General features: G+C 70.4%; 20 protein-coding genes and 1 riboswitch. Of the genes, 7 read left to right on the forward strand and 13 right to left on the reverse strand.

What is annotated here, in order from left to right:
* Window positions 1-232: 232 nt before the first annotated feature.
* The 5 genes from purU to PG878_RS19745 form a co-directional block, all read right to left on the reverse strand.
* Window positions 233-1084, reverse strand: coding sequence for a formyltetrahydrofolate deformylase (gene purU / locus PG878_RS19725; RefSeq protein ID WP_209030169.1), 852 nt, complete (start codon window positions 1082-1084; stop codon window positions 233-235).
* 610 nt (window positions 1085-1694) lie between these two features.
* On the reverse strand, window positions 1695-2135 hold the full coding sequence (locus tag PG878_RS19730; protein ID WP_010340996.1) for an XVIPCD domain-containing protein: 441 nt from the start codon (window positions 2133-2135) through the stop codon (window positions 1695-1697).
* Window positions 2136-2258: 123 nt separating this feature from the next.
* Window positions 2259-3137 carry an NAD(P)-dependent oxidoreductase gene (locus tag PG878_RS19735; protein WP_209030168.1) on the reverse strand — a complete coding sequence of 293 codons (879 nt, stop codon included), beginning with the start codon at window positions 3135-3137 and terminating at the stop codon, window positions 2259-2261.
* Between the two features lie 58 nt (window positions 3138-3195).
* Window positions 3196-4293, reverse strand: a complete 1098-nt coding sequence (locus PG878_RS19740; RefSeq protein ID WP_209030167.1) for an NADH:flavin oxidoreductase/NADH oxidase — start codon at window positions 4291-4293, stop codon at window positions 3196-3198.
* Window positions 4294-4380: 87 nt separating this feature from the next.
* Window positions 4381-5262, reverse strand: coding sequence for an NAD-dependent protein deacetylase (locus tag PG878_RS19745; protein ID WP_209030166.1), 882 nt, complete (start codon window positions 5260-5262; stop codon window positions 4381-4383).
* Between the two features lie 243 nt (window positions 5263-5505).
* Here PG878_RS19745 and PG878_RS19750 point away from each other — a divergent pair, with 243 nt between their 5' ends.
* On the forward strand, window positions 5506-6246 hold the full coding sequence (locus PG878_RS19750; RefSeq protein ID WP_209030165.1) for a response regulator transcription factor: 741 nt from the start codon (window positions 5506-5508) through the stop codon (window positions 6244-6246).
* On the opposite strand, the gene PG878_RS19755 is transcribed toward PG878_RS19750, so the two are convergent.
* Window positions 6227-7549, reverse strand: a complete 1323-nt coding sequence (locus tag PG878_RS19755) for a sensor histidine kinase (protein WP_311185993.1) — start codon at window positions 7547-7549, stop codon at window positions 6227-6229. The two genes, PG878_RS19750 and PG878_RS19755, sit on opposite strands and share 20 nt — an antisense overlap.
* A 214-nt stretch (window positions 7550-7763) precedes the next feature.
* On the opposite strand from PG878_RS19755, the gene PG878_RS19760 reads away from it, so the two are divergent.
* Together PG878_RS19760 and PG878_RS19765 are read left to right on the forward strand one after the other, a co-directional pair.
* A complete protein-coding gene (locus PG878_RS19760; RefSeq protein ID WP_209030164.1) occupies window positions 7764-10124 on the forward strand; it encodes a YadA family autotransporter adhesin in 2361 nt (786 codons plus the stop codon).
* 65 nt (window positions 10125-10189) lie between these two features.
* Window positions 10190-12139 carry a S8 family serine peptidase gene (locus PG878_RS19765; protein ID WP_209030163.1) on the forward strand — a complete coding sequence of 650 codons (1950 nt, stop codon included), beginning with the start codon at window positions 10190-10192 and terminating at the stop codon, window positions 12137-12139.
* Window positions 12140-12173: 34 nt separating this feature from the next.
* Here the strand turns inward: PG878_RS19765 and PG878_RS19770 are convergent, their stop codons facing one another.
* Window positions 12174-12554, reverse strand: coding sequence for a VOC family protein (locus PG878_RS19770; RefSeq protein ID WP_209030162.1), 381 nt, complete (start codon window positions 12552-12554; stop codon window positions 12174-12176).
* A gap of 31 nt (window positions 12555-12585) precedes the next feature.
* Window positions 12586-13839 (reverse strand): MFS transporter, encoded by a 1254-nt coding sequence (locus tag PG878_RS19775; RefSeq protein ID WP_209030161.1) that lies wholly within the window; start codon window positions 13837-13839, stop codon window positions 12586-12588.
* Window positions 13840-13939: 100 nt separating this feature from the next.
* Between PG878_RS19775 and PG878_RS19780 the strand changes: the two genes are divergently transcribed.
* Entirely contained in the window at window positions 13940-14845 is a 906-nt protein-coding gene (locus PG878_RS19780; protein ID WP_152236671.1) for a LysR family transcriptional regulator, read from the forward strand.
* A gap of 766 nt (window positions 14846-15611) precedes the next feature.
* On the opposite strand, the gene PG878_RS19785 is transcribed toward PG878_RS19780, so the two are convergent.
* The 5 genes from PG878_RS19785 to PG878_RS19805 all read right to left on the reverse strand — a co-directional run bounded on the left by PG878_RS19785 (window position 15612) and on the right by PG878_RS19805 (window position 21359).
* Entirely contained in the window at window positions 15612-15944 is a 333-nt protein-coding gene (locus PG878_RS19785; protein ID WP_209030160.1) for a thioredoxin family protein, read from the reverse strand.
* A gap of 73 nt (window positions 15945-16017) precedes the next feature.
* On the reverse strand, window positions 16018-16587 hold the full coding sequence (locus tag PG878_RS19790; RefSeq protein WP_209030159.1) for a flavodoxin: 570 nt from the start codon (window positions 16585-16587) through the stop codon (window positions 16018-16020).
* Window positions 16588-16680: 93 nt separating this feature from the next.
* Entirely contained in the window at window positions 16681-17721 is a 1041-nt protein-coding gene (locus tag PG878_RS19795; protein WP_010340146.1) for a ribonucleotide-diphosphate reductase subunit beta, read from the reverse strand.
* Between the two features lie 107 nt (window positions 17722-17828).
* A complete protein-coding gene (locus tag PG878_RS19800; protein WP_017908331.1) occupies window positions 17829-20243 on the reverse strand; it encodes a ribonucleoside-diphosphate reductase subunit alpha in 2415 nt (804 codons plus the stop codon).
* A 181-nt stretch (window positions 20244-20424) separates the two neighbouring features.
* Window positions 20425-20643, reverse strand: a riboswitch (cobalamin riboswitch).
* A gap of 188 nt (window positions 20644-20831) precedes the next feature.
* Complete coding sequence (locus PG878_RS19805; RefSeq protein WP_244672495.1) at window positions 20832-21359, reverse strand: hypothetical protein; 528 nt, start codon at window positions 21357-21359, stop codon at window positions 20832-20834.
* A 173-nt stretch (window positions 21360-21532) separates the two neighbouring features.
* Between PG878_RS19805 and ompR the strand changes: the two genes are divergently transcribed.
* The 3 genes from ompR (at window position 21533) to PG878_RS19820 (ending at window position 24533) form a co-directional block, all read left to right on the forward strand.
* Window positions 21533-22267, forward strand: coding sequence for an osmolarity response regulator transcription factor OmpR (gene ompR / locus PG878_RS19810; protein ID WP_280515115.1), 735 nt, complete (start codon window positions 21533-21535; stop codon window positions 22265-22267).
* On the forward strand, window positions 22264-23532 hold the full coding sequence (locus PG878_RS19815; RefSeq protein WP_209030158.1) for an ATP-binding protein: 1269 nt from the start codon (window positions 22264-22266) through the stop codon (window positions 23530-23532). Before ompR ends, PG878_RS19815 begins: the two co-directional genes overlap by 4 nt.
* Before the next feature lie 77 nt (window positions 23533-23609).
* A complete protein-coding gene (locus PG878_RS19820) occupies window positions 23610-24533 on the forward strand; it encodes an alpha/beta hydrolase (protein ID WP_209030157.1) in 924 nt (307 codons plus the stop codon).
* Window positions 24534-24537 lie beyond the last annotated feature (4 nt).

The following is a 24537-nucleotide window of genomic DNA, read 5'->3' on the forward strand; positions in this document are numbered from 1 at the left end:
GAATCGGCAGAGCAAACGCCGTACTGCGGCTGCTGATGGTCCCCTTCCCTATTCCCGGCCCCATTCCCTGCTTCATCGGAAATGCCACCGTGCAGTGACTGGAGAGCGGGGATGATCGTCGATGCAGACGGTCGGCGCCGCGACCATGGATTAGGGCAAGCGGGTGCTTAGCCGCTGTTGCTGTTGCTGTTGCTGCTCCCCATTCCCGATTCCCGAATCCCCACTCCCCGCCTCACCGAAACACGACCGTACGATGCCCGTTGAGCAGGATGCGATGTTCGACGTGGCGGCGCACGGCGCGGGCGAGCACTTGCGATTCGGTGTCGCTGCCCAGGCGCACCAGCTCGCGCGGGGTCATGGCGTGGTCCACGCGGGCCACGTCCTGTTCGATGATCGGGCCTTCGTCCAGGTCGCCGGTGACGTAGTGCGCTGTGGCGCCGATGATCTTGACCCCGCGCGCGTGCGCCTGGTGGTAGGGCTGCGCGCCCTTGAAGCTCGGCAGGAAGCTGTGGTGGATGTTGATCGCGCGCCCGGCCAGGGCCGCGCACAGCGTCGGCGACAGGATCTGCATGTAGCGGGCCAGCACCACGAGGTCGATGCGTTCGCGTTCGACCAGCGCCAGCAACTGCGCTTCCTGTGCGTCGCGATTGGCGGCGCTCACCGGCAGGTGATGGAAGGGCACGCCGTAGGAGCCGGCCAGCGCGGCGAAATCGGGGTGGTTGGAGGCCACCGCGGCGATATCCACCCGCAACTGGCGGCTGTGTGCGCGGAACAGCAGGTCGTTGAGGCAATGGCCCTGCTTGCTGACCAGGACCAGCAGACGCGCACGGCGGCGCGCGTCGTGCAGTTGCCAGTCCATCGCGTAGTCGGCGGCCAGCGGCTCCAATTGCAGCTTCACCGCGGCGACGACGCCGTCGGCCGGCACGTCGAAATGCACGCGCAGGAAGAAGCGGCCGCTTTCCTCGTCGCCGAACTGCTGCGCATCGAGGATGTTGCAGCCATGCTCGAACAGCAGGCCGCTGACGCGGAAGACGATGCCGGTACGGTCCGGGCAGGACAGGGTCAGGATGTAGTCGTGGCGCATTTGCCGATGATAGGGGACCCGTACCCTCACCCCAACCCCTCTCCCGGTGGGAGAGGGGCTAAGAGCGATCCAGCCGAAGCCGGCTTTTCCTTCTCCCTCCGGGAGAAGGTCCCCGAAGGAGCGGATGAGGGTTCGGGCGAAGCCTCGTGCAATCGAAACACACCGCATGTGCTGCGCGCTCGTACCCTCACCCCAACCCCTCTCCCGAGGGGAGAGGGGCTAAAAGCGATCCAGCCGAAGCCGACTTTTCCTTCTCCCTCCGGGAAAAGGTGCCCCGAAGGGGCGGATGAGGGTGCGGGCGAAGCCTCGCGTAATCGAAACATCGCGTGCGCTGCGCGCTCGTACCCTCACCCCCAACCCCTCTCCCGAAGGGAGAGGGGCTAAGAGCAATCCAGCCGAAGCCGGCTTTTCCTTCTCCCCTCGGGAGAAGGTGCCCCGAAGGGGCGGATGAGGGTCCGGGCGAAGCCTCGTGCAATCGAAACATCGCGTGCGCTGCGCGCTCGTACCCTCACCCCAACCCCTCTCCCGGAGGGAGAGGGGCTTGGCCATGCTTGCACTGAAATCAGGTCGCGGCTGACGTCGCGCCCGCGACGTTGCTCACTCGCAGGCCTCACTCCGGACGCAGGCGCAGCGCCAAACGGCGGTTGACCTTCTCCAGGCGCGCCAGCGAATCCTCCACCGACATGCCGACCGCTTCGTGGGTGGTGATGTGCGCGCGCAGGTGCGCCGGATCGTCCAGGTCGCCGCGCACCAGGAACACGTTCTCGCCATCCTCCACCTCGCCGATCTCGCGGCTGAGCACCACGTGGTCGACCTGGTCGAAGCCGTATTCCTTGGCCAGCGGCAGCAGCCGCGCCACCATGCGCTCGCTGATCGCATCCGGCGCGCGGCCGCAGGCGGCGTCCAGCGCATGCACGCCCTCGCGGATCTGCGCGTACAGCAGGTGGTCCGGATGGTCCGGATGATCGGGTCCGGGTACGGCCTCGCGTACGACCGCGCGCGGCGGCTGGATCGGCGCTCTGTCGCCGGGGTCGGACGAATTCGGACTCATGGCATCCTCCTGTGATGCGCCAGCAAAGCGCCGCACCTTAGCGGCAAGCGCGCGCCAGGCTCAAGCGGGCACGCAGTGTGCCGCATGCGCCGCCAAGGTCCGCTGAAGATCCGCCAGCGTCGCTCAGGCCTGGCCGGCGCGGCGCGCGGCGACCTTGGCCAGCGCCGCCCAGTCCAGCTCGCCGTCGCCGTGCGCGATCGCGTCGATGAAGGCATCGCGCAGCACCCCCGCCAGCGGCATCGGCACATGCCGGGTCTCGCCGGCGTTCAACGCCAGGCGCACGTCCTTCAGGCCCAGCGTGGCCTTGAAGCCGGCCGGACTGTAGCGCTGTTCGGCGATCATGCCGCCATAGGTCTGGTAGGCCGGTGCGGCGAACACGGTGCTGGTGAGCATATCGAGGAAATCGGCCGCCTCCACGCCATGCCCGCGCACCAGCGCCGACGCCTCGGCCATGGTGCCGATGGCGCTGGCCAGGCACAGGTTGGCGGCGAGCTTGACCGCGTTTGCCTGTTCCGGCGCGGTGCCGAAATACCAGGTCTTGCGGCCGATGACATCGAGCAAGGGCTGTACCCGCGCCAGCGCCGCGGCATCGCCGGCAGCCAGCAGGTTGAGCTGGCCGGCCGCGGCCACCTCGACCCGACCCAGCACCGGCATCGCCAGATAGGCGACGCCGCGTTCGGCATGCAGCGCGTGCAGTTCGCGCGCCAGCGCCACCGAGATGGTGGCCATGTTGACGTGCACGCTGCCGGCAGTGAGCGCGTCCAGCGCGCCGCGATCGAGCAGGGTCTCGCGCACCGCGGTGTCGTCGGCCAGCATCGAGAACAGCACCGGCCCGCGCACCGCATCGGCCGGTTGCGCGGCCAGTTGCGCACCGGCCTCGAGCAGGGGCTGCGCCGCCGCGGCGCTGCGGTTCCACACCGTCAACGCATGGCCGGCACGCAGCAGGTTGAGCGCGATCGGCTGGCCCATCGTGCCCAGGCCGAGAAATCCAATCGTCGTCATTGCAGGCTCCCTGAAGAAATCGAAATGAAGGCGGCCAACCGCGCGCGCGGCGCGTCGGTCAGGCGTCGAACACGCCGCGCGCCGCATGCGGCTCGCAACGCAGGTACTGCGGCGACGGCCGCAGCCGCGCGCCCAGCGCGGCGGCCGCATGCCATGGCCAGCGCGGATCGTAGAGGATGCCGCGGGCCAGCGCGATGGCGTCGGCGCGGTCCTCGGCGAGGATGGCTTCGGCCTGCTGCGGCTCTGTGATCAGGCCCACCGCGATCACCGGCATGCGCAGCGCGCGGTGCAGCGCCTCGGCCAGCGGCACCTGGTAGCCGGGCGCCACCGGAATGCGCTGGCGCCGGTCCAACCCGCCGCTGGACACGTGCAGATAATCGCAGCCCTGCGCCTGCAATGCCTGCGCCAGCACCTCGCTCTGCGCCAGGTCCCAACCGCCGTCGACCCAGTCGGTCGCGGAGATACGCACGCCCACCGCGATGTCGGGCGCCACGGCGGCGCGCACCGCCGCATGCACGCGCAGCAGCAGGCGCATGCGGTTCTCCAGGCTGCCGCCATAGGCATCGGCGCGCTGATTGCTCAGCGGCGACAGGAACTGGTGCAGCAGGTAGCCGTGTGCGGCGTGCAGTTCGATCAACTCGACGCCGAGGCGCTCGGCGCGTCGCGCCGACGCCACGAACGCCTCGACGATGGCGTCGATGCCGGCCAAGTCCAGCGCCTGCGGCGGCGAACCATCCTGGTCGAACGCCTGCGCCGACGGCGCCACGGTCTGCCAGCCGTTCGGTTGGTCGGGCGCGATCGCGCCGCCGCCGTCCCAGGGCTTGCGCGTGGACGCCTTGCGCCCGGCATGCGCGAGCTGGATGCCCAGCGGCATCGGCGACCAACGCCGCACCGCGCGCAACACCGTATCCAGCGCCGCCTCGGTGGCATCGTCCCACAGGCCCAGGTCGGCGTAGCTGATGCGTCCACGCGGCTCCACCGCGGTCGCCTCGAGGATCAGCAAGCCGGCGCCGGACTGCGCCAGTTGGCCCAGGTGCTGCACATGCCAGTCGCTGGCACGGCCGTCCTCGGCCGAGTACTGGCACATCGGCGCGATCACGATGCGGTTGGACAACGACAGCGGCCCCAGGGCGAGGGGCGAGAACAACTGGCTCACGATGCGGATCCGTGGAAACGCCGCGCGCGGCGTGGGAGGCGGCCATTGCACTCCTGCCGTACAGCGCGATCAACCACTGCCGGTGGATCAGTTCGTGCCGGGATTCGGAACGCGCGCCGCGGCCGGCAGCAGGAACGCCAGCGCCTGCGCGCACGATTGCTCCACTTTCAGGCTCAGCAACTCGTCGCCGCGGGTGCGACCCAGGTTGACCGCGGCGATCGGCAGGCCGGCCTTGGCCGCGGCCTGCACGAAGCGGAAGCCGGAATAGACCATCAGCGACGAGCCCACCACCAGCACCGCGTCGGCGCGCTGCAGATGCGCGAAGGCGCTGGCCACGCGCTCGCGCGGCACGTTCTCGCCGAAGAACACCACGTCCGGCTTCAGCACGCCGCCGCAGTGCGTGCAGGCCGGCACCACGAAGCTGGCGAAATCCTCGCCCTCCAGGTCGGCATCGCCGTCGGGCGCCGGCGCGGCCTGCAGCGTCGCCCACTGCGGGTTGTGCTGGAGCAGGTGCTGCTGGAACGCCTCGCGCGGCATGCGCCGCTCGCAGCCCATGCAGCGCACCACGTCCAGGCGCCCATGCAGATCGATGGTGGCGCGGCTGCCGGCGGCCTGGTGCAGGCCGTCCACGTTCTGGGTCAGCAGCAGTTCGACCTGGTCGCGCGCTTCCAGCTGCGCCAGCGCGGCGTGGGTGGCATTGGGCCGCGCATGACCGAAGCGCGGCCAGCCGAGCAGGCTGCGCGCCCAGTAGCGCTGCCGCGTCGCCAGCTCGCCCATGAAGGCCTGGTAGGTCACCGGTTGCGCGCGCTTCCAGTCGCCGGCCGCGTCGCGATAGTCGGGAATGCCCGAGTCGGTGCTGCAACCGGCGCCGGTCAGCACGAACAAGCGCCGGTGGCGGTCGACGAACGCTTCCAGCGCGGACGCCGCTGGCTGTGCGGACGCGGGGTGATCCTGCAGCAACTGCGACATCGTGAAGGTCCCGGACGTGGTGAAGGCGCACGCGACGGCCGCGTGTCGGCTCCCTATCTAGGGGGTGGGCGGCGGCAACGCAAGCCCCGGCCGGCGCGGCCGCTGAAGCGTTGCCGCGCACATTGAAAGCCCGCGGGAAACTGGCTACTGTCCAGGACGCGGCAGGATGCTCAGCGTTCACGGCATGCGTCACGCCACACGCTGCCTCCGTGAGGAATGCCGTCCCTTCGCCGATTCCGCCTCGTGAGCCGCGTTTCCGATCCCACCCCGCCCCCGTTCGCCGCTGCCGCCAACGCCCCGCTGCGGGTGGCGTTGCTGGAGGACGACGATGTGCTGCGCGACCGCGTGCTGCTGCCGGGCTTGCTGCGGCATGGGTTCGAAGCGACGCCGCTGCGTACCGCGCAGGCGCTGTGGGCAGCGCTGGAGGCGCAGCGTTTCGACCTGATCGTGCTCGACATCGGCCTGCCCGACAGCGACGGGTTCACCCTGACCCAGCAACTGCAGGAACGCCGCCCCGGCATGGGCATCGTCATCCTCAGCGGCCGCGGCGAACAGCCGGACCTGGTGCGCGGGCTGGTGCAGGGCGCCGATGCATACCTGATCAAGCCGGTGCAGATCGAGATCCTCGCCGCCACCCTGTTCAGCGTGGCCCGGCGCATGCTGCGGCCGAGCGCGCCGGCCAGCGAGGAATGGCAACTGCAGGACGACGGCTGGTGCCTGTTCGCACCGGATGGGCAGGCGGTGCCGTTGACCGCCTCCGAACGCAAGGTGCTGCAGAGCCTGTGGCAGGCACGCGGACGACTGGTCAGCCGCGATGCGCTGATCGGCATGCTCGGCGGCAACGCCGGGCTGGAGATCGATCCGCATCGGCTGGATGCGTTGCTGCATCGGCTGCGGCAGAAGGTGCACGAGCGCACCGGCAGCGCGCTGCCATTGCGCGCGGTGCGCGGCGAAGGCTATCTGCTCATGCCGCAGGAGCGCTGAGCCCGGCCAGCGGCAGGCGCAGCACGAAACAGGTGCCGGCGCCGGGTGCGCTGCGCACCTGCAGGCTGCCGTGCGCCTCTTGGGCCATTTCGAACGCCACCGCCAGGCCCAGCCCGGTGCCCTGCCCGGCCGGCTTGGTGGTGAAGAACGGCTCGAAGATCCGCCGTTGCACGGCCTCGCTCATGCCCACGCCGGTATCGGCGATGGCGATGGCGATGGCCTCGCCGTCGTGGCGCAGTTGCAGCGAAAAGCAGCCGCCGCCGGGCATCGCGTCGCGTGCGTTGGCGGCGAAATTGAGCAGCGCCAGGTCGAAGCGGCTGCGGTCCAGGAATACCGGTGCCGGTTCGGCGGCCACGTCCAGCCGGACCTGCACCGCAGCACCGAACAATTGCCGCAGCATCGGCTGCAGGCTGCGCAGCGCGTCGCCGGCATCGAAACGCTCGGGCACGCTCGCCTCGCGGCGACTGAAGCTGAGCAGCTTGCGGCTGACCGCCACGCCGCGCTGCGCGGCCAGCGCCACGCCCTCCAGCGCATCGGCCAGCACCAGCGCATCGCGTGGCGGGTGATAGTCCAGTTCGTGCACGCAATGGCGTTGCTCGGTGTAGCCGAGGATCGCGCTGAGGATGTTGTTGAAGTCGTGCGATACGCCGCTGGCCAACTGTTCCACCAGCTCGATCTTCTGCAGGTGCAGCAGGCGTTGCTGGGCCAGGGTGCGTTCGCGCATCTCCACGCGCAGGCGCGCGGCGCTGCGCCGCGCACGCCACAGGCTCTCGCGCAGCGCGGCGACGGTGCGGTCCAGCACCAGGGTGATCATCAGGTAGCTCAGCGCCAGCGACGGCAGGTTCTGGAACGGGCTGCGGTTGCCGTGCGGATCCTGGCCCCACGGGCTTTCCATGCCCAGCCAGAAGATCAGCGGGATGCACAGGTACACCAGCCACAGCGCGCGACGCCCGATCACCAGCGCGGCCAGGGTCAGCATCATCATCGGGTACGGATCGAAGGCCTGCAGCTGGTAGCCGAACGCCAGGTTGGCGGCCACCGCCGAGCACAGCACCACGGCGATGAACGCAGCCGCGGCCTGTTTCAGCAAACCACGGCGGATCATCCAGACCCCGGCCCAGGCCGCCGCGGTCATCGCCGCATCGGTGCCCACGTCCACCGCCAACTGCATCGCGCTCATCTCGATGCGCGGTGCGGTCAGCAGGTGATAGAGCTTGTTGAGCGGGATCTCGCTGCCCAGGAACACGAACAGCACCTGCAGCGCCGGCGCGTTGCGTCGGTCCAGCGGGTCGACGATGGGCACCCGGCGCAGCCACAGCGAGAGGCGCCGCCACAACCGCGCAGCAAACGCGACCGGCGCAGAGTGCGCACCCCATCTCAGCGAGACTCCCATGGCGGTGAGTCTACCGTGAGGAAGCCGTGAATCTGCGTGCATTGAAGGGGTGCGGCGCTTGCGGCCTTAATCGGGCCTGACTCGCCGCCGGGACGACGTTCCCGGCCCCAGCCCGGAACCGACCATGCCTCTTCTGCCTACGTCCCAGCGCGCCGCTGTGCGCCCGCTTTCGTCCTCGTCCATCCTGCCGCAGGCGTCTGACGGTCTGTTGACCGCCGCGTTGCTGCTGGCGCTGAGCCTGCCCGCGAGCGCCTTCGCCGCCACGCCACCGGCCGCAACAACGCAGCCGCGGCCACACGCACAGGCGACGACCAGCGACCCCACGGCCGACAGCGCCGCGACCGACAGCACCGACGCCGCCGAGGCCACGCCCCAGGACGCCACCACCCAGGACGTGCAGCCCGGCACCCAGAACACCACCCGCTACTTCCTGGCCGAAGGCTTGAACGACGGCAGCGATTACGCCAGCGCGGCCGGCCTGCGCGCGGTGGCGATGGGCGCGCGCGCCGATGCCTCCGGCGCCTTCGCCATCGCCATCGGCCACCACACGGTGGCCTCCGACAGCGCCGCCATCGCCATGGGCGACGGCGCCGTCGCCAGCGGCACCTCGGCGATCGCGATCGGCGGCAGCTTCTTCGGCAGCACCTACGGCGATTCGGCCGGCGCGCAGAGCACCGGCTTCGGCTCGCTGGCCCTGGGCACCGCCGCCACCGCGACCGCCGACTCGGCCAGCGCGCTGGGCTGGAACGCCAGCGCCACCAGCGGCGGCGCCACGGCGGTGGGCTCGACCTCGGCGGCCACCGGCGAGTACGCCACCGCCAGCGGTTCCGCCACCACCGCCAGCGGCGTGCAGTCCAGCGCCTTCGGCTATGCGGCCAATGCCGGCGGTACCGGCGCCATCGCCACCGGCGGCTACAGCGTCGCGTCCGGCTTCTTCGGCGTGGCGATGGGGTATTCCGCCACTGCCAGCGGCGACGGCGGCATCGCGATCGGCGACAACGCCGCAGCGGCCGGCCAGCAGAGCGTGGCGATCGGCGCCAGCAATGCCGGCGTGCCGACCCAATCCAGCGGACTGGGTGCGGTCACTGTCGGCGCCGGCGCCTGGGCGCTGTCGGACTACGGCACCGCGCTCGGCTTCGACAGCCATGCCGATGCCGACTACAGCATGGCGCTGGGTGCCTCGGCGGTGGCCACCAGCAGCCATGCGCTGGCGGTGGGCGCGACCTCCTTCGCCGACGGGCAGGACGCCAGCGCCTTCGGCTCCGTCGCCAGCGCCAACGCCGCCGGTGCCACCGCGCTCGGCAGCGGCGCCACCGCGCTCAGCGCGGGCAGCGTCGCGCTGGGCTACAACAGCGCCGCCACCGGCATCAACAGCGTGGCCATCGGCGCCGGTTCGATGGCCGACCGCGACAACGTGGTGGCGTTCGGCAACGACGGCGCGCTGCGCCAGCTCACCTACGTCGCCGCCGGCACCGCCGACACCGATGCGGTCAACGTGCTGCAGTTGCGCAGCATCGCCAGCGCGCTCGGCGCCGGCAGCGCGGTCGGCGGCGACGGTAGCTTCACCGGCGGCAGCTACCTGATCCAGGGCCGCAGCTACGGCAGCGTTGGTTCGGCGCTGTCGGCGCTGGACGGTGCGCTGTCGTCGCTGGACACCCGCGTCGGCAGCGGTGCCGGCGGCGTGGCGGTGGGCGGCGGTGCCGAGGGCGGCCCCAGCGTCGGCGCCGGCACCAACGCGGTGGCAGTCGGCGCGCAGGCCACCGCCAACGGCCAGAACGGCACCGCGATGGGGTCCAATGCGCTGGCCTACGGTCCCAACGACACGGCGCTGGGCGGCAACGCGCGGGTCAATGCCGACGGCAGCACCGCGGTCGGCGCCAACGCCAGCATCAGCGCCACCGCCACCAATGCGGTGGCGGTCGGCGAAAGCGCCACGGTCACCGCCGCCTCCGGCACCGCTGTCGGCCAGGGCGCCTCGGTCTCGGCGAACAACGCCGTGGCCATCGGCCGCGGTTCGTCCGCCACCCGCGCCAACACCGTCTCGGTGGGCAGCGCCGGCAACGAACGCCAGATCAGCAACGTCGCCGCCGGCAGCGCGGCCACCGACGCGGTCAACGTCGCGCAGATGCAGGCCGGCGACAGCGCCACGCTGCGCAGCGCCAACGCCTACACCGACAGCCGCATGGCCGGCTGGGACGACAACCTGACCAAGCTGCGCACCGACACCGACCAGCGCTTCCAGCACCTGGACCGGCGCATCGACCGGATGGGCGCGGTCAGCGCCGCCTATGCCGGCATGGCGGTCAACACCTCCGGCCTGGCCGGGGCCAATCGCGTCGGCGTCGGCGTCGGCTCGCAGGGCGGCGAAAGCGCGCTGGCGGTCGGCTACCAGCGCGCGATCGGCAACCGCGCCAGCGTCTCGCTCGGCGGCGCCTTCTCCGGCAGCGAGAAGAGCGTCTCCGCCGGCGCCGGCTTCAGTTGGTGACGTCCGCGCCGCACCCGTTTCCTCCCATCCGCCCCGCCTCCTCGCGCTTTCGCAGAGACACCGCCATGACCTCCACCGCATCGTTCTCCCGCAACCTGCTCGCCCTGTCGCTGGGCCTGGCGCTCGCCGGCGCCGCGCAGGCGCAGTCCGCTCCGCGCTTCTCGACGCTGGTCCAGGCCACGCCCGGGCAATCCACGGTCTACGACGGCCTGATCGTGACCTACCGCGACGGCAGCAGCGCGCGCCGCGATGCCAACGCGGCAGCCAGCACGCTCAACCAGGCCGCGCGCAGCAGCGCCGGCACCTGGGCCAGCACCTACCGGCAGAGCGCGCCGGCGCTGAGCCGGGTACGCCGGCTGGCCACCGGCGCCGACCTGGTGCGGCCCAACCGCGCGCTGAGCCCATCGCAGTTGGAGACGCTCATGGCCAGCCTGCGCGCCGACCCGGCGGTGGCGCACGTCGAACCCAACCTGATCCTCAAGCCGGTGCGCAGCACCGCGCAGGCCACGGCCAGTGCCGTCGCCGCGCCCAACGATCCGGGCTATGAAGTGCAATGGCACCTGCGCACGCCCGACGGCCACCTGGAAACGCTGGCGCCGGAAACCACCGGCTATGCCAACCGCGGCGGCATCGACCTGCTGCCGGCCTGGCAGTACGGCACCGGCCAGGGCGTGGTGGTGGCGGTGATCGATACCGGCATCACCGCGCACCCGGACCTGGATACCTCGCTGGCCGGCGCCGGCTACGACTTCATCAGCGATGCGCTGATGTCCGGCCGCGCCAGCAACGGCCGCGTGGCCGGCGGCTGGGACACCGGCGACTGGACCACCGACGACAAGTATCTGGTCGCCAACGGCGGCTGCGCGCAGCCGGGCCAACAGAGCGACAGTTCCTGGCACGGTACCCACGTCGCCGGCACCATCGCCATGCGCACCAACAACGGCATCGGCATGGCCGGCATCGCGCCGGACGCGAAGATCCTGCCGATCCGCGCGCTCGGCCACTGCGGCGGCACCACCGCCGATATCGCCGACGCCATCGTGTGGGCGTCCGGCGGCCACGTCGACGGCGTGCCCGACAACGCCAATCCGGCGGAAGTGATCAACATGAGCCTGGGCGGCGGCGGCGTCTGCGCGGAGGATTCGGTGACCTCCAACGCCATCGCCAGCGCCATCGCGCGCGGCAGCGTGGTGGTGGTGGCCGCGGGCAACGACAACGCCGACGCCGCGGCCTATTCGCCGGCCAGCTGCCCGGGCGTCATCAACGTCGCCGCCACCGGCATCACCGGCGGCCGCGCGTACTACTCCAACTACGGCAACACCATCACCCTGTCCGCGCCCGGCGGCGGCGTGTACGCCAACGATGCGTCCAGCGGCGCGGGATCGGTGCGCACCGGCCTGGTCTGGTCCACCCTCAACAATGGCACCCATGGCCCGGACCAGCCGGTCTACGCCGGCTACGCCGGCACCTCGATGGCCTCACCGCACGTGGCCGGCGTCGTCGCGCTGGCGATCAGCGCCGCGATCAACGCCGGCCGGCCGGTACCGACGACGGCGCAGATGCGCGACATCCTGACCCAGACCTCCAACGTGTTCCCGGTCAAGCCGACGCTGCGCATCGGTGCCGGCATCCTCAATGCCGGCAAGGCGGTGGCGCGCGCGGCCGGCGCCAGCGGCGGCGGCGAGGAAGCCACCGCCACGCCGATCGCGCGCGGCACGCAGAGCAAGCTGTCCGCCGCGGCCGGCCAGGGCACGCTGTACCGCCTGGACGTGCCGACCAACGCACGCAACCTGCAGATTCGCACCCTGGGCGGCAGCGGCCAGTTGCGGCTGTACGTGCGCGCGGTGCGTGCGCCCAGCGCCGACGGCAGCGACGCCGACTACAGCTCGGTGCGCAACGGCACCACCCAGAACGTGCAGATGGCGGTGCCGGCCACCGGCAGCTACTTCTTCCGCCTGGTCGGCGGCAGCGGCGGCTACGCCAACGTGACCTTGTCGGTGAGCTACTCGGAGTGAGCGCATGCGGTGGGCGCTGCCGTAGCGCCCACCGTCACAACGGGTTGGCGACCTCGATGAGGTTGCCGTCCGGGTCGCGGAAATACAGCGACAGGATCGGCCCGCGGGCACCGGTGCGTCGGACCGGCCCATCCTCGATCGGCACGGCGGCGGCCCGCAGCTCCTCGGCCACCTGCGCCAGCGGCGTAGTGGTCAGAAAGCAAAGATCGGCCGAGCCCGGCGTGGGCGCGCATGCCTTGGGCTCGAACTCATGGCCGTGCCGATGCAGGTTGATCTTCTGCTGACCGAACGCCAGCGCCTTGCGGCCTTCGCCGAAGGTCACCACGCGCATGCCCAGCAGCTGCGCGTAGAACGCGCAGCTGGCCTCGATGTCGGCGACGGTGAGGACCAGATGGTCGAGGTGGTCGATCCGCATTGCAATCCTCGTTGGCGGATGGCGTCGCAGCTCACTCGCCGCGCGGCGGATGCGGCCCGAAGCGGCCATAGGGGCGGCTGTCGTCGGCACCGCGGCGCAGCACCTGCGCGGCGACCAGGCCGATACCCAGCAACACCAGGCAACACGCGACCAGCGCGTTCCAGCCGCCGTGCTGCCAGGCCGCACCGCTGAGCGAGCCGATCACGCTGGCACCGGCGTAATAGGCCAGCAGGTACAGCGAGGCCGCATGGCCCTTGAACTCCCCGCCCAGGCGCCCGACCCAGGCGCTGGCCGCCGAATGGGCGACGAAGAAGCCGATGGTCAGCAGCACGATGCCGGCGATGACCGGCACCAGCGCATGCGCCAGGGTCAGCGCCACGCCCAGCGCCGCGGTGGCCAGACCGGCCAGCACCACCGGGCCGCGGCCGAAACGATCCGAGGCGGCGCCGGCCACCGAGGAGGACACGATGCCGAACACGTAGGCGCTGAAGATCAGGCCGAGCTGGCTCTGGCTCAGCCCGAACTCCGGACCGCCCAGGCGGAAGCCGGCGTAGTTGTAGACGCTGACGAACACGCCCATCGCCAGGAACGGGATCGCGAACAACCACGGCAGATGACGATCGCGCAGATGCCCGCCCCAGGCGCGCAGGTGGAAGCGCAGGTTCACGCCCTGGCGGCGCACGAAGTGCCGCGACGGCGGCAGCAGCCAGACGAAGCCGACCGCGGCCAGCAAATCGACCGTGCTCAGCGTGGCCAGCGCGGTGCGCCAGTCGAAGTGGTCGGTGAGCATGCTCATGCCGATGCGGCCGACCATGCCGCCGAAGGCATTGCCGGCCACGTACAGCCCGGTGGCCGCGCCAAGCCGGCTTGCCGGCAATTCCTCGGCCAGGTACACCATCGCCACCGCCGGGACGCCGCCCAGGGCGATGCCGGACAGCGCGCGCACCACCACCAGCGCGCCCCAGTGCGGCAGGTAGGACGCGAGCAGGTTGAGCAGCGCCGCCAATGCGATCGACACGAACATCAGCCCGCGCCGGCCCAGCGTCTCCGACACCGCGCCGGCGCAGAAGATCGCGATCGCCAGGCCGCCGGTGGCCAGCGACAGCGGCAGCGAGCTGGCCGCCGCGCTGAGCCCGAACTCGTGGGCGAACTCGGGCAGCAGCGGCTGCACGCTGTACAGCAGCGAGAAGGTGGCGAAGCCGGCCAGGAACAGCGCCAGGCGGATGCGCAGCAGCGGCGCATCGTCCACGGCGTGCGCCGGCGGGCATTGGCTGGAGGCGTTCACGGGATGGGTCGCGGCGGGAAAACGGAGGGCCAGTATTCGCCTGCCAGGCACCGGCGTCCAATATATGATCGGCCGGTTCTCCATATGTTCTGGATATGACATGGAACTGCGCCACCTGCGCTACTTCCTGGCCGTGGCCGAGGCCGGGCACTTCACCCGCGCCGCCGCGCAACTGGGCATCCAGCAACCGCCGCTGAGCCAGCAGATCCGCGCGCTGGAGGAGGAACTGGGCACGCCGCTGTTCGTGCGCACCCCCCGCGGCGCCGAGCTCACCGATGCCGGCCGCGCCTTCCGCACCGAGGCCCGGCGCGTCCTCGCCGACCTGGAGCGCGCCGGCGATGCCGCGCGCCGCGCCGCACGCGGCGAGAGCGGCGTGCTGCGGCTCGGCTTCACCGCCTCGGCCGCGTTCAACCCGATCGTGCCGACATTGGTGCGCGGCTTCCGCCGCGGCTGGCCGGCGGTGACGCTGGCGCTGGAAGAGACCAACACCGCCGGCCTGCTCGCCGCGCTGCTGCAGGGGCGGCTGGATGCGGCCTTCATTCGCTACAGCGTGGCCACGCCCTCGGAACTGCAGTTGCTCAAGCTGCCCGACGAGCCGATGAAGATCGCCGTGCCGGCCGCCCACCGCCTGGCCAAGCGCCGCCGCGCGCCGCTGTCGGCGCTGGCCGGCGAACCCTTCATCCTGTTCCCGCGCAGCTTCGGCACCAGCCTGTACGACGAGATCCTCGATGCCTGCCGCCAGGCCGGCTTCGAACTGAAGATCGAACAGGAAGCGCCGCAGATGTCCTCCATCGTCAACCTGGTGGCCGCCGAACTGGGCGTGTCGGTGGTCCCCGCCTCCACCGCACAGGTGCAGTTGCCCGGCGTGCGCTACCTGGACATCGACGGCCGCGTGCCGATGGCGCGGCTGGCGCTGGCCGCACTGCCGGCCACCGCACAGGCGATGCCGATCGTGCGGCATCTGTGGCAGTTGGCGCAGGGGCATGCGGCGGGCAGGCGTGGGTAGGGGCGGAGCAAGGCATCGATGCGAGCTTCTAGCGCGCATGTAGGACTCAACTGTCATGCAGCCGCGACGAACGGCGCATGCGGGTACCCAACCGTGTAAGGCGTCGGGACTGAAGTCCCTCCCACAGTGCACCCAGCCGACGTATCGCAAGACTCGGTAAGAGTCGTTCCGCCACGCGCGAACCCCGCCTGCCGCTGCTGCGGAAAAGCGCATCGTTGCGCGTCCACCATGATCGACAAGCACCGTGCGCCACCACACGCAACGCATTCACTGGCGGACGCTGCAATGACGCGGGCGTGCTCTGCAGCGGCAGTCGCTTCGGCCGTTGCTGTTGCTGTTGCTGTTGCTGTTGCTGTTGCTGTCGCTTTTGTTGTTGCTGTGCTCCGGCTTTTGACTTACCGGGTTCCCTTCCGAAGCGGCGGCCATCGCGGGGAAACACCCGAAGGGCGGCGTACATGGATGTACGCCGTCCGCGGCAGGGGCAGGATGCCCCTTCCGCGGATCCCCGCGATGGACGCGGACCCGGAGCGCGCAGCGCGGAGGGCGCGAAGGCAGGGCGCGCTTTCTTTTGGTTACCTTTTCTTTGCGCGAGCAAAGAAAAGTAACTCGCCCGCAAGGGCGAAAGCTTTGCTGTTGCTGTTGCTGTTGCTGTTTGAGATTTATTCGCCAGAAGAGCACAACAGCGAGAGTCGGCTTTAGCAGCGATAGGCTCTATCGGTGAAGCCCGTCGCGGCTGAAGCCGCTCCTACGAGAACAGCGAGTGCACTCAGCCCAGGTGCGTGCGCACCGCTTCATCGATCTTGGCCGGCGGCACGAAACCCGGCACCCGCGCCACTTCCTCGCCCTGGCGGAACAGCATCAGCGTCGGCGTCTGCCGCAGGCCCTGCGCGCGGAAGAACTCCTCGCCCACGTCTTCCATCTTCACCTTGAGCAGGGTCACGCCCTGCGCGCTTTCGCTCTCGGCGAAACGCTCCAGCGACTTGTCGAGCATGCGGCAGCCGGGACAGTTGTCCTTGTTGAAATCGGCCAGCACGCGCGGGTGCGCGGCAAGGGCATCGGCGAACTGTTCGACACTGGAAACGGTGATGGTGGTGAGCATGGAACGGACCTCGTCTGGAACGTGACGCCCGGCGCGGCGATGGTCGGCGCCCGGGGCGGAAAAGGAAAAAGGATCAGCCGCTGCTGGCAGGCAACGGCGCCGCGGCCTGGACGCCATCGGTTGCGGCCGTGCCGACCACGTCCTGCGACACCGGCAGCACATGCGCTGCACCCGGCTGCCGGGCCCGCGTCGCACGCAACGCGAACACCTGCGCGCACCACGCGTCGATGGCCGCATTGTCGCGGTCGCCATGCGGCATCTGCTCGATCTCCAGCAACGGATAGGCGCTGTCGAAGAACCGCGCGATGCGCTTGACCGCACCGCAGTAGTACTCCAGCCCCCACTGCGTCTCGCCGGTGCCGAACGCCGCCACCTCGATCGCCTTGCCGGCGGCCTCGACCAACTCGGCGATGTAGCGCTTCATCTCCGCCGGCGTGCGCCCGGCGTTGTCGCTCCAGCTACCGAGCAGATGCAGATCGAAGTCCGCCGCGCGCCCTGCATCGCCGAGCGCGCCCTGCAGCGTCTGCAGATCGGTGTGGATCCAGGTCACCGCGTGCCCGGCCGCCTCGCATTGCGCATGCACGCGGCGGGCGACGTCGCGGGTATTGCCGCTGAGCGAAGCGTAGGCGAGCAGGATACGCATGGGCGGGGATTCGGGAGTGGGGATTAGGGATTCGTCAGAGCGGGGTTCGCGCTTTTGCCAATCCCCAATCCCAAATCCCCAATCCCGCCCCCCTCACAGATCGTCGAAGCCGTTGTCCGAGTTGGTCTTCTTGTAGCTGGCGTTGCGCATTTCGAAGAAGTCGGTCTTGGTCTCGGTGAAGTTATCGGCGTAGGCCTTGATCCACGGCATCACGTTGTCGCTGGCGCCGCTGTACAGCTTCTCGATGCCGAGCATGCCGGACATCTTGTTGGCGCGGTACTTCACGTACTGGATCATCTCGTCCACGTCGATGCCCTCGATACCGTCGAGCACTTCCGAGGACCACTCGGTCTCCAGGCGGATCGCGTGCTCGAAGGCCTGATGCACGTAGTCGGTCAGCTCGTTGGTCTGCAGCTCGGCGTTCTCGCCGATGATGGCGCGGATCAGCTCGCTGATGAACTTGGTGTGGGCCAACTCGTCGCGATTGATGAAGCTGATGATCTTGCCGGTGCCGGTCATGCGGTTCTGCCGCACCAGGTTGTAGAAATACGCGAAGCCGGAATAGAAGTTGATGCCTTCCAGGATCGAGGACTGGATCAGCGAGCGCAGCAGGGTCTCGGCGGTCTTCTCGCGCATGAAGTCGTCGTAGGCCTGCATGATCGGCTGGTTGCGCGCGATGATGGTCGGGTGCGTGCGCGCGATCTCGAACACGCGGTTCTGGTCGGCCAAACCGGCGATCGAGGCCAGCACGTACGAGTAGCTCTCGTTGTGGATCACTTCCTGCTGGCCGATGATCGCGGCGTTGGCGTGCGCGGCCGGGTCGGTGATGTATTCGGCGACGTTGTAGATGAAGCGCGTCTGCGGCGAATCCAGCGTGGCCAGCAGGCCGATGATCGAGTCGTAGGCGTTCTTCTCGCGCGCCGACAGCTCCCCGTACTGCTTGGCATCGCCCTTCATGTCCACTTCGTCGGGGATCCAGAAGTTGGTCGACAGCTCCTTGTACGCCCGGTAGAAGGACGGGTACGGGATGTCGTTCCAGTTGAGGATGCCGCTGGTGGTGCCGTTGATGATGCCGGTGGAGCGGTTGGGGTGCAGCGGTTCGAGGATCTTGATGCGGTCGAGCGCGATGGCCATGGATGTGCTTCGGTAGTCGGTGAACGGCGCCGACGATCGGCGCGGGAATACGGAACGCGCGCGGCAGGACACGCCTGCCGCGCGGTGCGGGCGTCAGACGCCGACGATCAGCTCGAGCACCACTCGCACTCGCTGATGTCGATGTCGTTGGAACGCACGTAGTAGGTGGTCTTCAGGCCTTCCTTCCACGCGGTCATGTGCAGGTCCAGCAGGGTGCTGGCGCGGATGCCGCTGGGCACGTAGAAGTTGAAGCTGATCGACTGGTCGACGTGGCGCTGGCGGCGCGCGTTCTGGCGCACGCTGGCGAACTGGTCGACCTTGTAGGCGCCCTTCTCGTAATACGGATAGGTGTCCACGGTCAGCCCCGGTGCCACCACCGGACGGCGGAAGTCCTTCTTCTCTTCGTAGTAGAACGCGCTGTAGATCGGGTCGATCGAGGCGGTGGAGCCGGCGATCTGCGCGGTGCTCATGTTCGGCGCCACCGCCACCATCCAGGCGTTGCGTACGCCGTGCACGCTCACCTGCGCGGCCAGTTCCTGCCACTCGGCGCTGTCGTAGCCGCGCTTGGTGAAGTATTCGCCGTTCTGCCAGTCGCTGCCCTTGAACACCTTGTACGCGCCCTTCTCCTTGGCCAGCGCCAGGCTCGCCTGGATGGTCAGGTAGTTGATGCGCTCGTACAGCGAGTCGCTGTACGCCTCGGCATCCGGCGAATTCCAGTCGATGCCCTTCTGCGCCAGCAGGTGGTGCCAGCCGAAGGTGCCCAGGCCGATCGCGCGGTACTTCTGGTTGGTGATGGTGGCCTGCGGCACCGGCAGCTCGTTGAGGTCGATGACGTTGTCGAGCATGCGCACCTGCACGCGGATCAGCCGCTCCAGGATGTCCGGCGACAGCAGGTCCGGCTGCGCGGTGACCGCGCGGCCCAGGTTCACCGAGGACAGGTTGCACACGACGAAGTCGCCGGCCTGCTTGGTGGTGACGATCTGGTCGCCGCTGATCATCTCCTGGATGACCCGCGTCGGGCTCATGTTCTGCAGGATCTCGGTGCACAGGTTGCTGGAATAGACCATGCCCTGGTGCTTGTTCGGGTTCATGCGATTGACTTCGTCGCGATAGAACATGAACGGGTTGCCGGTCTCCAGCTGGCTGACCATGATCCGCTTGAACATGTCGATGGCCTTGACCACCTTGCGGCCGATGCGCTCGTCGGCCACCACTTCCTCGTAACGCGCGCGGAAGCTGCCTTCGCCGCGCTTCTCGTCGAAGAAGTCCTGCAGGTACCAGCCCTTGACCTCCTTCACCTCGTGCGGGTCGAACAGGTACCACTCGCCGCGGCGCTCCACCGCTTCCATGAAGATGTCCGGCACGCACACCGCGGTGAACACGTCGTGCGCGCGCAGGCGCTGGTCGCCGTTGTTCAGGCGCAGATCCAGGAACGCCTCGATGTCGCGGTGCCAGATGTCCAGGTACACGGCGATGGCGCCCTTGCGCTGGCCGAGCTGGTCCACCGACACGGCGGTGTTGTTGAGCTGCTTGATCCACGGCACCACGCCGCCGCTGGAGTTCTTGACCCCGCGGATCGCCGAGCCGGACGAACGCACGTAGCCCAGGTAGGCGCCGACGCCGCCGCCGTGCTTGGACACGCGCGCCACGTCGGTGTTGGAGTCGTAGATGCCCTGCAGGCTGTCGTCGACGGTGTCGATGAAACAGCTCGACAGCTGCCCGCCGATCTTGCCGGCGTTGGCCAGGGTCGGCGTGGCCACGGTCATGTACAGGTTGGACAGCGCCCAGTAGGCCTCGCCGACCAGCTGCATGCGGCGCTCGCGCGGCTTCTCGTCCTGCATCAGGTACAGGGCGATGGTCAGCCAGCGCTCCTGCGGCAGTTCGTAGACCTTGCGCGAGTTGTCGGTGGCCAGGTAGCGCGTGGCCAGCAGGTAGAGGCCGTTGTAGGCGAACAGCTTGTCGCGCTCCGGATCGATCATGCGGCCGGCTTCGGCCAGTTCGTCCTTGGAATAGTTCTTGAGGATGTCGATCGAGTACACGCCGCGGTCGGCCAGGCTTTCCTGCAGGCCGACGTAGGAGCCGTACTTCTCGCCGGCATCGTAGAAACGGTTCTTGCTGGCGCGCTTGTACAGGCGGTCCAGGTACAGGCGCGCGGCGAAGTACTCCCACTCCGGCGTGGCGATGTCCACGCGCGACTCGGCCTCGCGGATCAGGTAGTCGACCATGTCGTCGGCCGACAGGCTTTCCTTCTTCTCGATGAAGGCGAAGGCCTTGCGCTCGTAGTCGCTCACGTCCAGTTGCGGGAACTCGGCGTGGATCCGGTCCAGGGTGCGCTGCAGGCGCGAGCGGTCGAAGGCCATGCGGCGGTTGCCGCCGTCCTTGACGATCCAGGTCACGGCGCGCTGGTCGTTGCTCGGCTCGCTGCTGGCCGTCGGCTCCGGCTGGGCAGTGGCGGCAGCGGTCGTGGGGTCGACGGCGGCGTCGACGGACGCGGTGGCCGGCAGGCTGTGGGTCTGGCTCATGAAGGTCTCCAAGCGTGGTGCACGCGGCCGCCCGACCCTCGCAGGCAGCGGTCCGACCGGGTTCGCAGGTGGGCAGGCGGTGTCGCGAAGACTGCAAACGGCGCAGGCACCGGGCCTGCGGGCGGTCAACGCTGCACCGACCCTCTCCCCCCGGAGAGCGCGCGGTCGGCGCCGCGCGGTGTGCTTCGCGCGGCTGTCGGCAGGTCTTCGGGCTGATGGGCAACGGCCGTGGCCGGTTCCTAGCCCGTCGCTTCCCAAGGCGGGCGCCTCAGTGCGGATGACGGGTTCGTTCCCAATTACCGCTGCGGGGCAGCGCCGGAATTGGCGTTGGCACGCCGCACCGGCTTCCCTTTTGATCCCGCGGCTTGGGGCCGCCGGAACCGACCACCCCAAGATAGTGTGGTCGGTCGACGACGTCAACGCTAAATATGGGTGGAATGACGAAAACCTAAGCCTGGCAATGGTTTGCCGACGACGGCCGATTCCGGTCCCGCCGCGGCGACCGTTCGCGGCCGTGACGGGGCCGTGAAGCCGGCCGCGGACAGGGGCGTTGGAGTCCCCAGACGGCCCCCGACACGGCTGCCTCGCCTATGGCCGGCATGGCACCACCGCGCCGCTGGCGTCGGTGCAGGTGCCGGTGTGGACGACACCGCCGTCCTGCACGCTGGTGCTGCCCTGGTAACTGCCCTGTGCGCCGTCGACGCTGCTCTGGCGGCTGCCGCTGAGCGTGCCGTCGGCGGCGCGGGCCAGGCTGCCGCTGCTGCTGGCACTGGCGCCGTCGGCGCGCCGCACACTGGCACTGCCCTGGCGGCTGGCGCTGCCGTCGGCGTTGCGCTCGCTGCTGCCCTGGCGCGTGGCGCTGCCGCCGGCGGCCGTCGTGCGGGTGGCCGCGCTGCTCGCGCTGGCATTGCCCTGGCCGTCGGCCTGCCATTGGCGGGCGCGCTGCACGCTGCCGTGGGCGCCGCTGGCGCTGGCCTGCACGGCGGCGTGGCGGGTGCCCTCGGTGCCGCCGGCGGTGCGCGTGCGGGTGTGCTCGCGTGCCTGGGCGACGGGCGCGGCGAGGACGCTGGCGGCCAGCGCCAGCAGCAAGGAGGTGGTGCGAGGGGACAGCGACATGGCGTTCTCCGGTGACGGCAGCGGGCGTGCTGCCAGGCACCACCGTAGTCGTGGCGCCGGCGCGCGGGGCGCCGCATCGGCCAGCAAATGTTGCCGCAAGCCGCGGCGGAAACATCCGCTTACAGATGCGCCGCCATCGCCGTTGCCGCCAGGCCGCGGCGCAGCCGATAGTGATGTCCATGCACGATGCCGCGCCCACTCCCCGCCTGCTGCTGGTCGACGACGACGACCGCCTGCGCGCCCTGCTGTGCCGCTACCTGGAGAGCCAGGGCTTCGCGGTCAAGGCGGTGGCCGACGGCGTGCACCTGCAGCAGGCGCTGGCGCGCGGCCATTACGATCTGGTGGTGCTGGACCTGATGCTGCCCGGCGAGAACGGCCTGGAGATCTGCCGTCGCCTGCGCGGCCAGGGCGACGCCACCCCGATCGTGATGCTGACCGCCAAGGGCGATGAGATCGACCGCATCGTCGGCCTGGAGATCGGCGCCGACGACTACCTGCCCAAGCCGGTCAACCCGCGCGAGCTGCTGGCGCGGATCCGCGCGGTGCTGCGCCGTACCCGCCCGGGCGGTGCCGGCGCGCCGCAGCCGGACGGCGGCGAGATCGGCTTCGGCCGTTTCCGCCTGCACCTGGGACGGCGCGAACTGCGTCGCGACGGCGAACCGCTGAAGCTGACCACCGCCGAGTTCGCGGTGCTGTCGGTGCTGCTGCGGCACCCGCAGCAGCCGCTGAGCCGCGACCGCCTGTCCAGCCTGGCGCACGGCCGCGAACACGAGCCGCTGGGCCGCAGCATCGACGTGATCGTCGCGCGGCTGCGCAAGCTGCTGGAAGACGACGTGCGCACGCCGCGGCTGATCCAGACGGTGTGGGGCGTGGGCTATGTGTACGTGCCGCCGGAGCCGCAAGCGTGAGCGCACCTGCCTCTCGCGCCAGCGGCTGGCCGCGCAGCCTGTTCGGGCAACTGGCGCTGGTGATCGCCCTGGTGCTGGCCGGCGCCGGCCTGCTGGCACTGCTGCTCGGCCGCGAACTGGCACTGCGGCCGGCAGCGCAGCAGCAACTGCGCGTGCTGCACGGCTTCGCCAATGTCGCCGAGGCGCTGCAGCGCTCGCCGGCCGCCGCAGCGCTGGCGCCGGCGTTGCGCGAGGCCGGGCTGCAACTGCGCAGCGCGCCGCCCACCGCCAATGCCGCCGGCCCGCTGGTCGACGCCGTGCAGCGCCGCGCAGCCGACCAGCTCGGCCCCGGGCGCGCGTTGCGGCGCGACGCCGACGGCACCCTGTGGCTGCAGTTGGCCACGCCCACGCCGCTGTGGATCGCGTTCTCCAGCCAGCCGCGCGGGCACGGCCTGCGGCGATTCTCGGTGGCGATGCTGGCCGGCTGCACGCTGCTGGTCTGGCTCGCCGCTGCGCTGGTCGCGCGGCGCCTGGTGCGGCCGCTGCGGCAACTGGCGCAGGCCGCGCCGCACCTGGTGCGCGGCGAACAGGCCGCACCGATCGCCAGCGGCGGCCCGCGCGAAGTCGCCGCGCTGGCGCAGGCGCTCACCGAGGCCAGCGCCGACGTGCGCCACGCCGCGGCCGAGCGTGCGCTGCTGCTGGCCGGCATCTCCCACGACCTGCGCACCCCGCTGACCCGGCTGCAGTACGCGCTGGCGCTGCTGCCGCAGGTGGAGCCGGAACTGCGCGAGGGCATGGAGCGGGACATCGGCGAGATCGACGCGATCCTGGCGCAGTTCATCGCCTACGCCCGCGACGGCCGCGACGAACCCGCCGTGGCCCTGGACCTGGCCGACCTCTGCCGGCAGGCGCTGGGCGCGGCGCAGCCCGGCTGGGAGGCCGTCCTGCCCGCGCAGGCGCCGCTGCACGGGCGGCCATTGGCGCTGCAGCGTGCGCTCGGCAACCTCATCGGCAACGCCGAACGGCACGGCGCCGCGCCGTTCCAGCTGCGCCTGCACGGCGACGGCGGCGATGGCTGGCGCATCGAGGTGCGCGACCACGGCCCCGGCCTGGACCCGGCGCTGGCGGCGCGCGCACTGCAGCCGTTCGTGCACGGCGGCCATGGCGGCAGCGGACTGGGCCTGGCGATCGTCGAGCGGGTCGCACGCCAGCATCGCGGCGCGTTGCTGCTGCAGCCGATCGCCCCACACGGCCTGTGCGCCATCCTGCATCTGCGCCCGGCATGAACCCGGCGCGCGCCGGCGCCTGCAGCGGCCGATCGCGCCACGACGCCCCTCGCCGTCCTTCAAGGAGTGATCCGCCCATGCGCCCGACTCGCCCCTCGCCCGCCCATTGCCTGCTCGCCCTGGCGCTGCTGCTGCCAGGACTGGCCGCCACGCCGGTCCATGCCCAGGACGGACGCCTGCGCGCACGCCTGCTGCAGCGTCTGCAGGGCGATCGCGCCGACGCCGCGCGTGCGCCACTGCCCGCCGGCGCGCAGGTGCTGCGCGACGTCGCCTACGGCCCGGACCCGGCGCAGCGCATGGACGTGTACCTGCCGGCCGGCACGCGCCAGGCCCCGCTGATCGTGATGGTGCACGGCGGCGGCTGGGCCGACGGCGACAAGGACAACCCCGGCGTGGCCGCCAACAAGGTCGCGCACTGGCTGCCGCAGGGCCATGCGCTGGTGTCGGTGAACTACCGCCTGCTGCCGCAAGCCACGCCGCTGCAGCAGGCGCAGGACGTGGCGCGCGCGGTCGCGCGGATCCAGCAACTGGCGCCGCAGTGGGGCGCCGATCCGACACGGCTGGTGTTGATGGGCCACTCGGCCGGCGCGCACCTGGTGAGCCTGCTGGACCTGTCGCCGGACCTGCTGGCGCAGGCCGGGGCGCGCCGACCGCTGGGCACGGTGGCGCTGGACAGTGCGGCGATGGAGGTGGAGCAGGTGATGCAGCAACGGCATCTGCCGCTGTACGACCGCGCGTTCGGCAGCGACCATGGCGACTGGATCGCCGCCTCGCCGTACCACGTCATGGGCGCGAGCGCGCCGCCGCTGCTGGCAGTGTGCTCCAGCCGCCGCGCCGATGCCTGCGCGCAGGCGCGCCACCTGGCCGCCAAGGCCAACGGCCGCGGCATCCGCGTCGAGGTGCTGCCGCAGGATGCCAGCCACGCCGAGATCAACCGCGACCTGGGCCTGCCCTCGGCCTACACCGCGGCGGTGGACGCGTTCCTGCACACGTTGCGCTGAGCGC

It is taken from the genome of Xanthomonas hawaiiensis (assembly GCF_031834635.1).
Lineage (GTDB): Bacteria > Pseudomonadota > Gammaproteobacteria > Xanthomonadales > Xanthomonadaceae > Xanthomonas_A > Xanthomonas_A sacchari.

Excerpts from the sequence above, each read along its gene's own strand:
- purU (WP_209030169.1), bottom strand. The coding sequence starts at position 1,084 with ATGCGCCACGACTACATCCTGACCCTGTCCTGCCCGGACCGTACCGGC.
- PG878_RS19730 (WP_010340996.1), bottom strand. The coding sequence starts at position 2,135 with ATGAGTCCGAATTCGTCCGACCCCGGCGACAGAGCGCCGATCCAGCCG.
- PG878_RS19735 (WP_209030168.1), bottom strand. The coding sequence starts at position 3,137 with ATGACGACGATTGGATTTCTCGGCCTGGGCACGATGGGCCAGCCGATC.
- PG878_RS19745 (WP_209030166.1), bottom strand. The coding sequence starts at position 5,262 with ATGTCGCAGTTGCTGCAGGATCACCCCGCGTCCGCACAGCCAGCGGCG.
- PG878_RS19760 (WP_209030164.1), top strand. The coding sequence starts at position 7,764 with ATGCCTCTTCTGCCTACGTCCCAGCGCGCCGCTGTGCGCCCGCTTTCG.
- PG878_RS19765 (WP_209030163.1), top strand. The coding sequence starts at position 10,190 with ATGACCTCCACCGCATCGTTCTCCCGCAACCTGCTCGCCCTGTCGCTG.
- PG878_RS19770 (WP_209030162.1), bottom strand. The coding sequence starts at position 12,554 with ATGCGGATCGACCACCTCGACCATCTGGTCCTCACCGTCGCCGACATC.
- PG878_RS19780 (WP_152236671.1), top strand. The coding sequence starts at position 13,940 with ATGGAACTGCGCCACCTGCGCTACTTCCTGGCCGTGGCCGAGGCCGGG.
- PG878_RS19785 (WP_209030160.1), bottom strand. The coding sequence starts at position 15,944 with ATGCTCACCACCATCACCGTTTCCAGTGTCGAACAGTTCGCCGATGCC.
- PG878_RS19790 (WP_209030159.1), bottom strand. The coding sequence starts at position 16,587 with ATGCGTATCCTGCTCGCCTACGCTTCGCTCAGCGGCAATACCCGCGAC.
- PG878_RS19795 (WP_010340146.1), bottom strand. The coding sequence starts at position 17,721 with ATGGCCATCGCGCTCGACCGCATCAAGATCCTCGAACCGCTGCACCCC.
- PG878_RS19800 (WP_017908331.1), bottom strand. The coding sequence starts at position 20,243 with ATGAGCCAGACCCACAGCCTGCCGGCCACCGCGTCCGTCGACGCCGCC.
- PG878_RS19805 (WP_244672495.1), bottom strand. The coding sequence starts at position 21,359 with ATGTCGCTGTCCCCTCGCACCACCTCCTTGCTGCTGGCGCTGGCCGCC.
- ompR (WP_280515115.1), top strand. The coding sequence starts at position 21,533 with ATGTCCATGCACGATGCCGCGCCCACTCCCCGCCTGCTGCTGGTCGAC.
- PG878_RS19820 (WP_209030157.1), top strand. The coding sequence starts at position 23,610 with ATGCGCCCGACTCGCCCCTCGCCCGCCCATTGCCTGCTCGCCCTGGCG.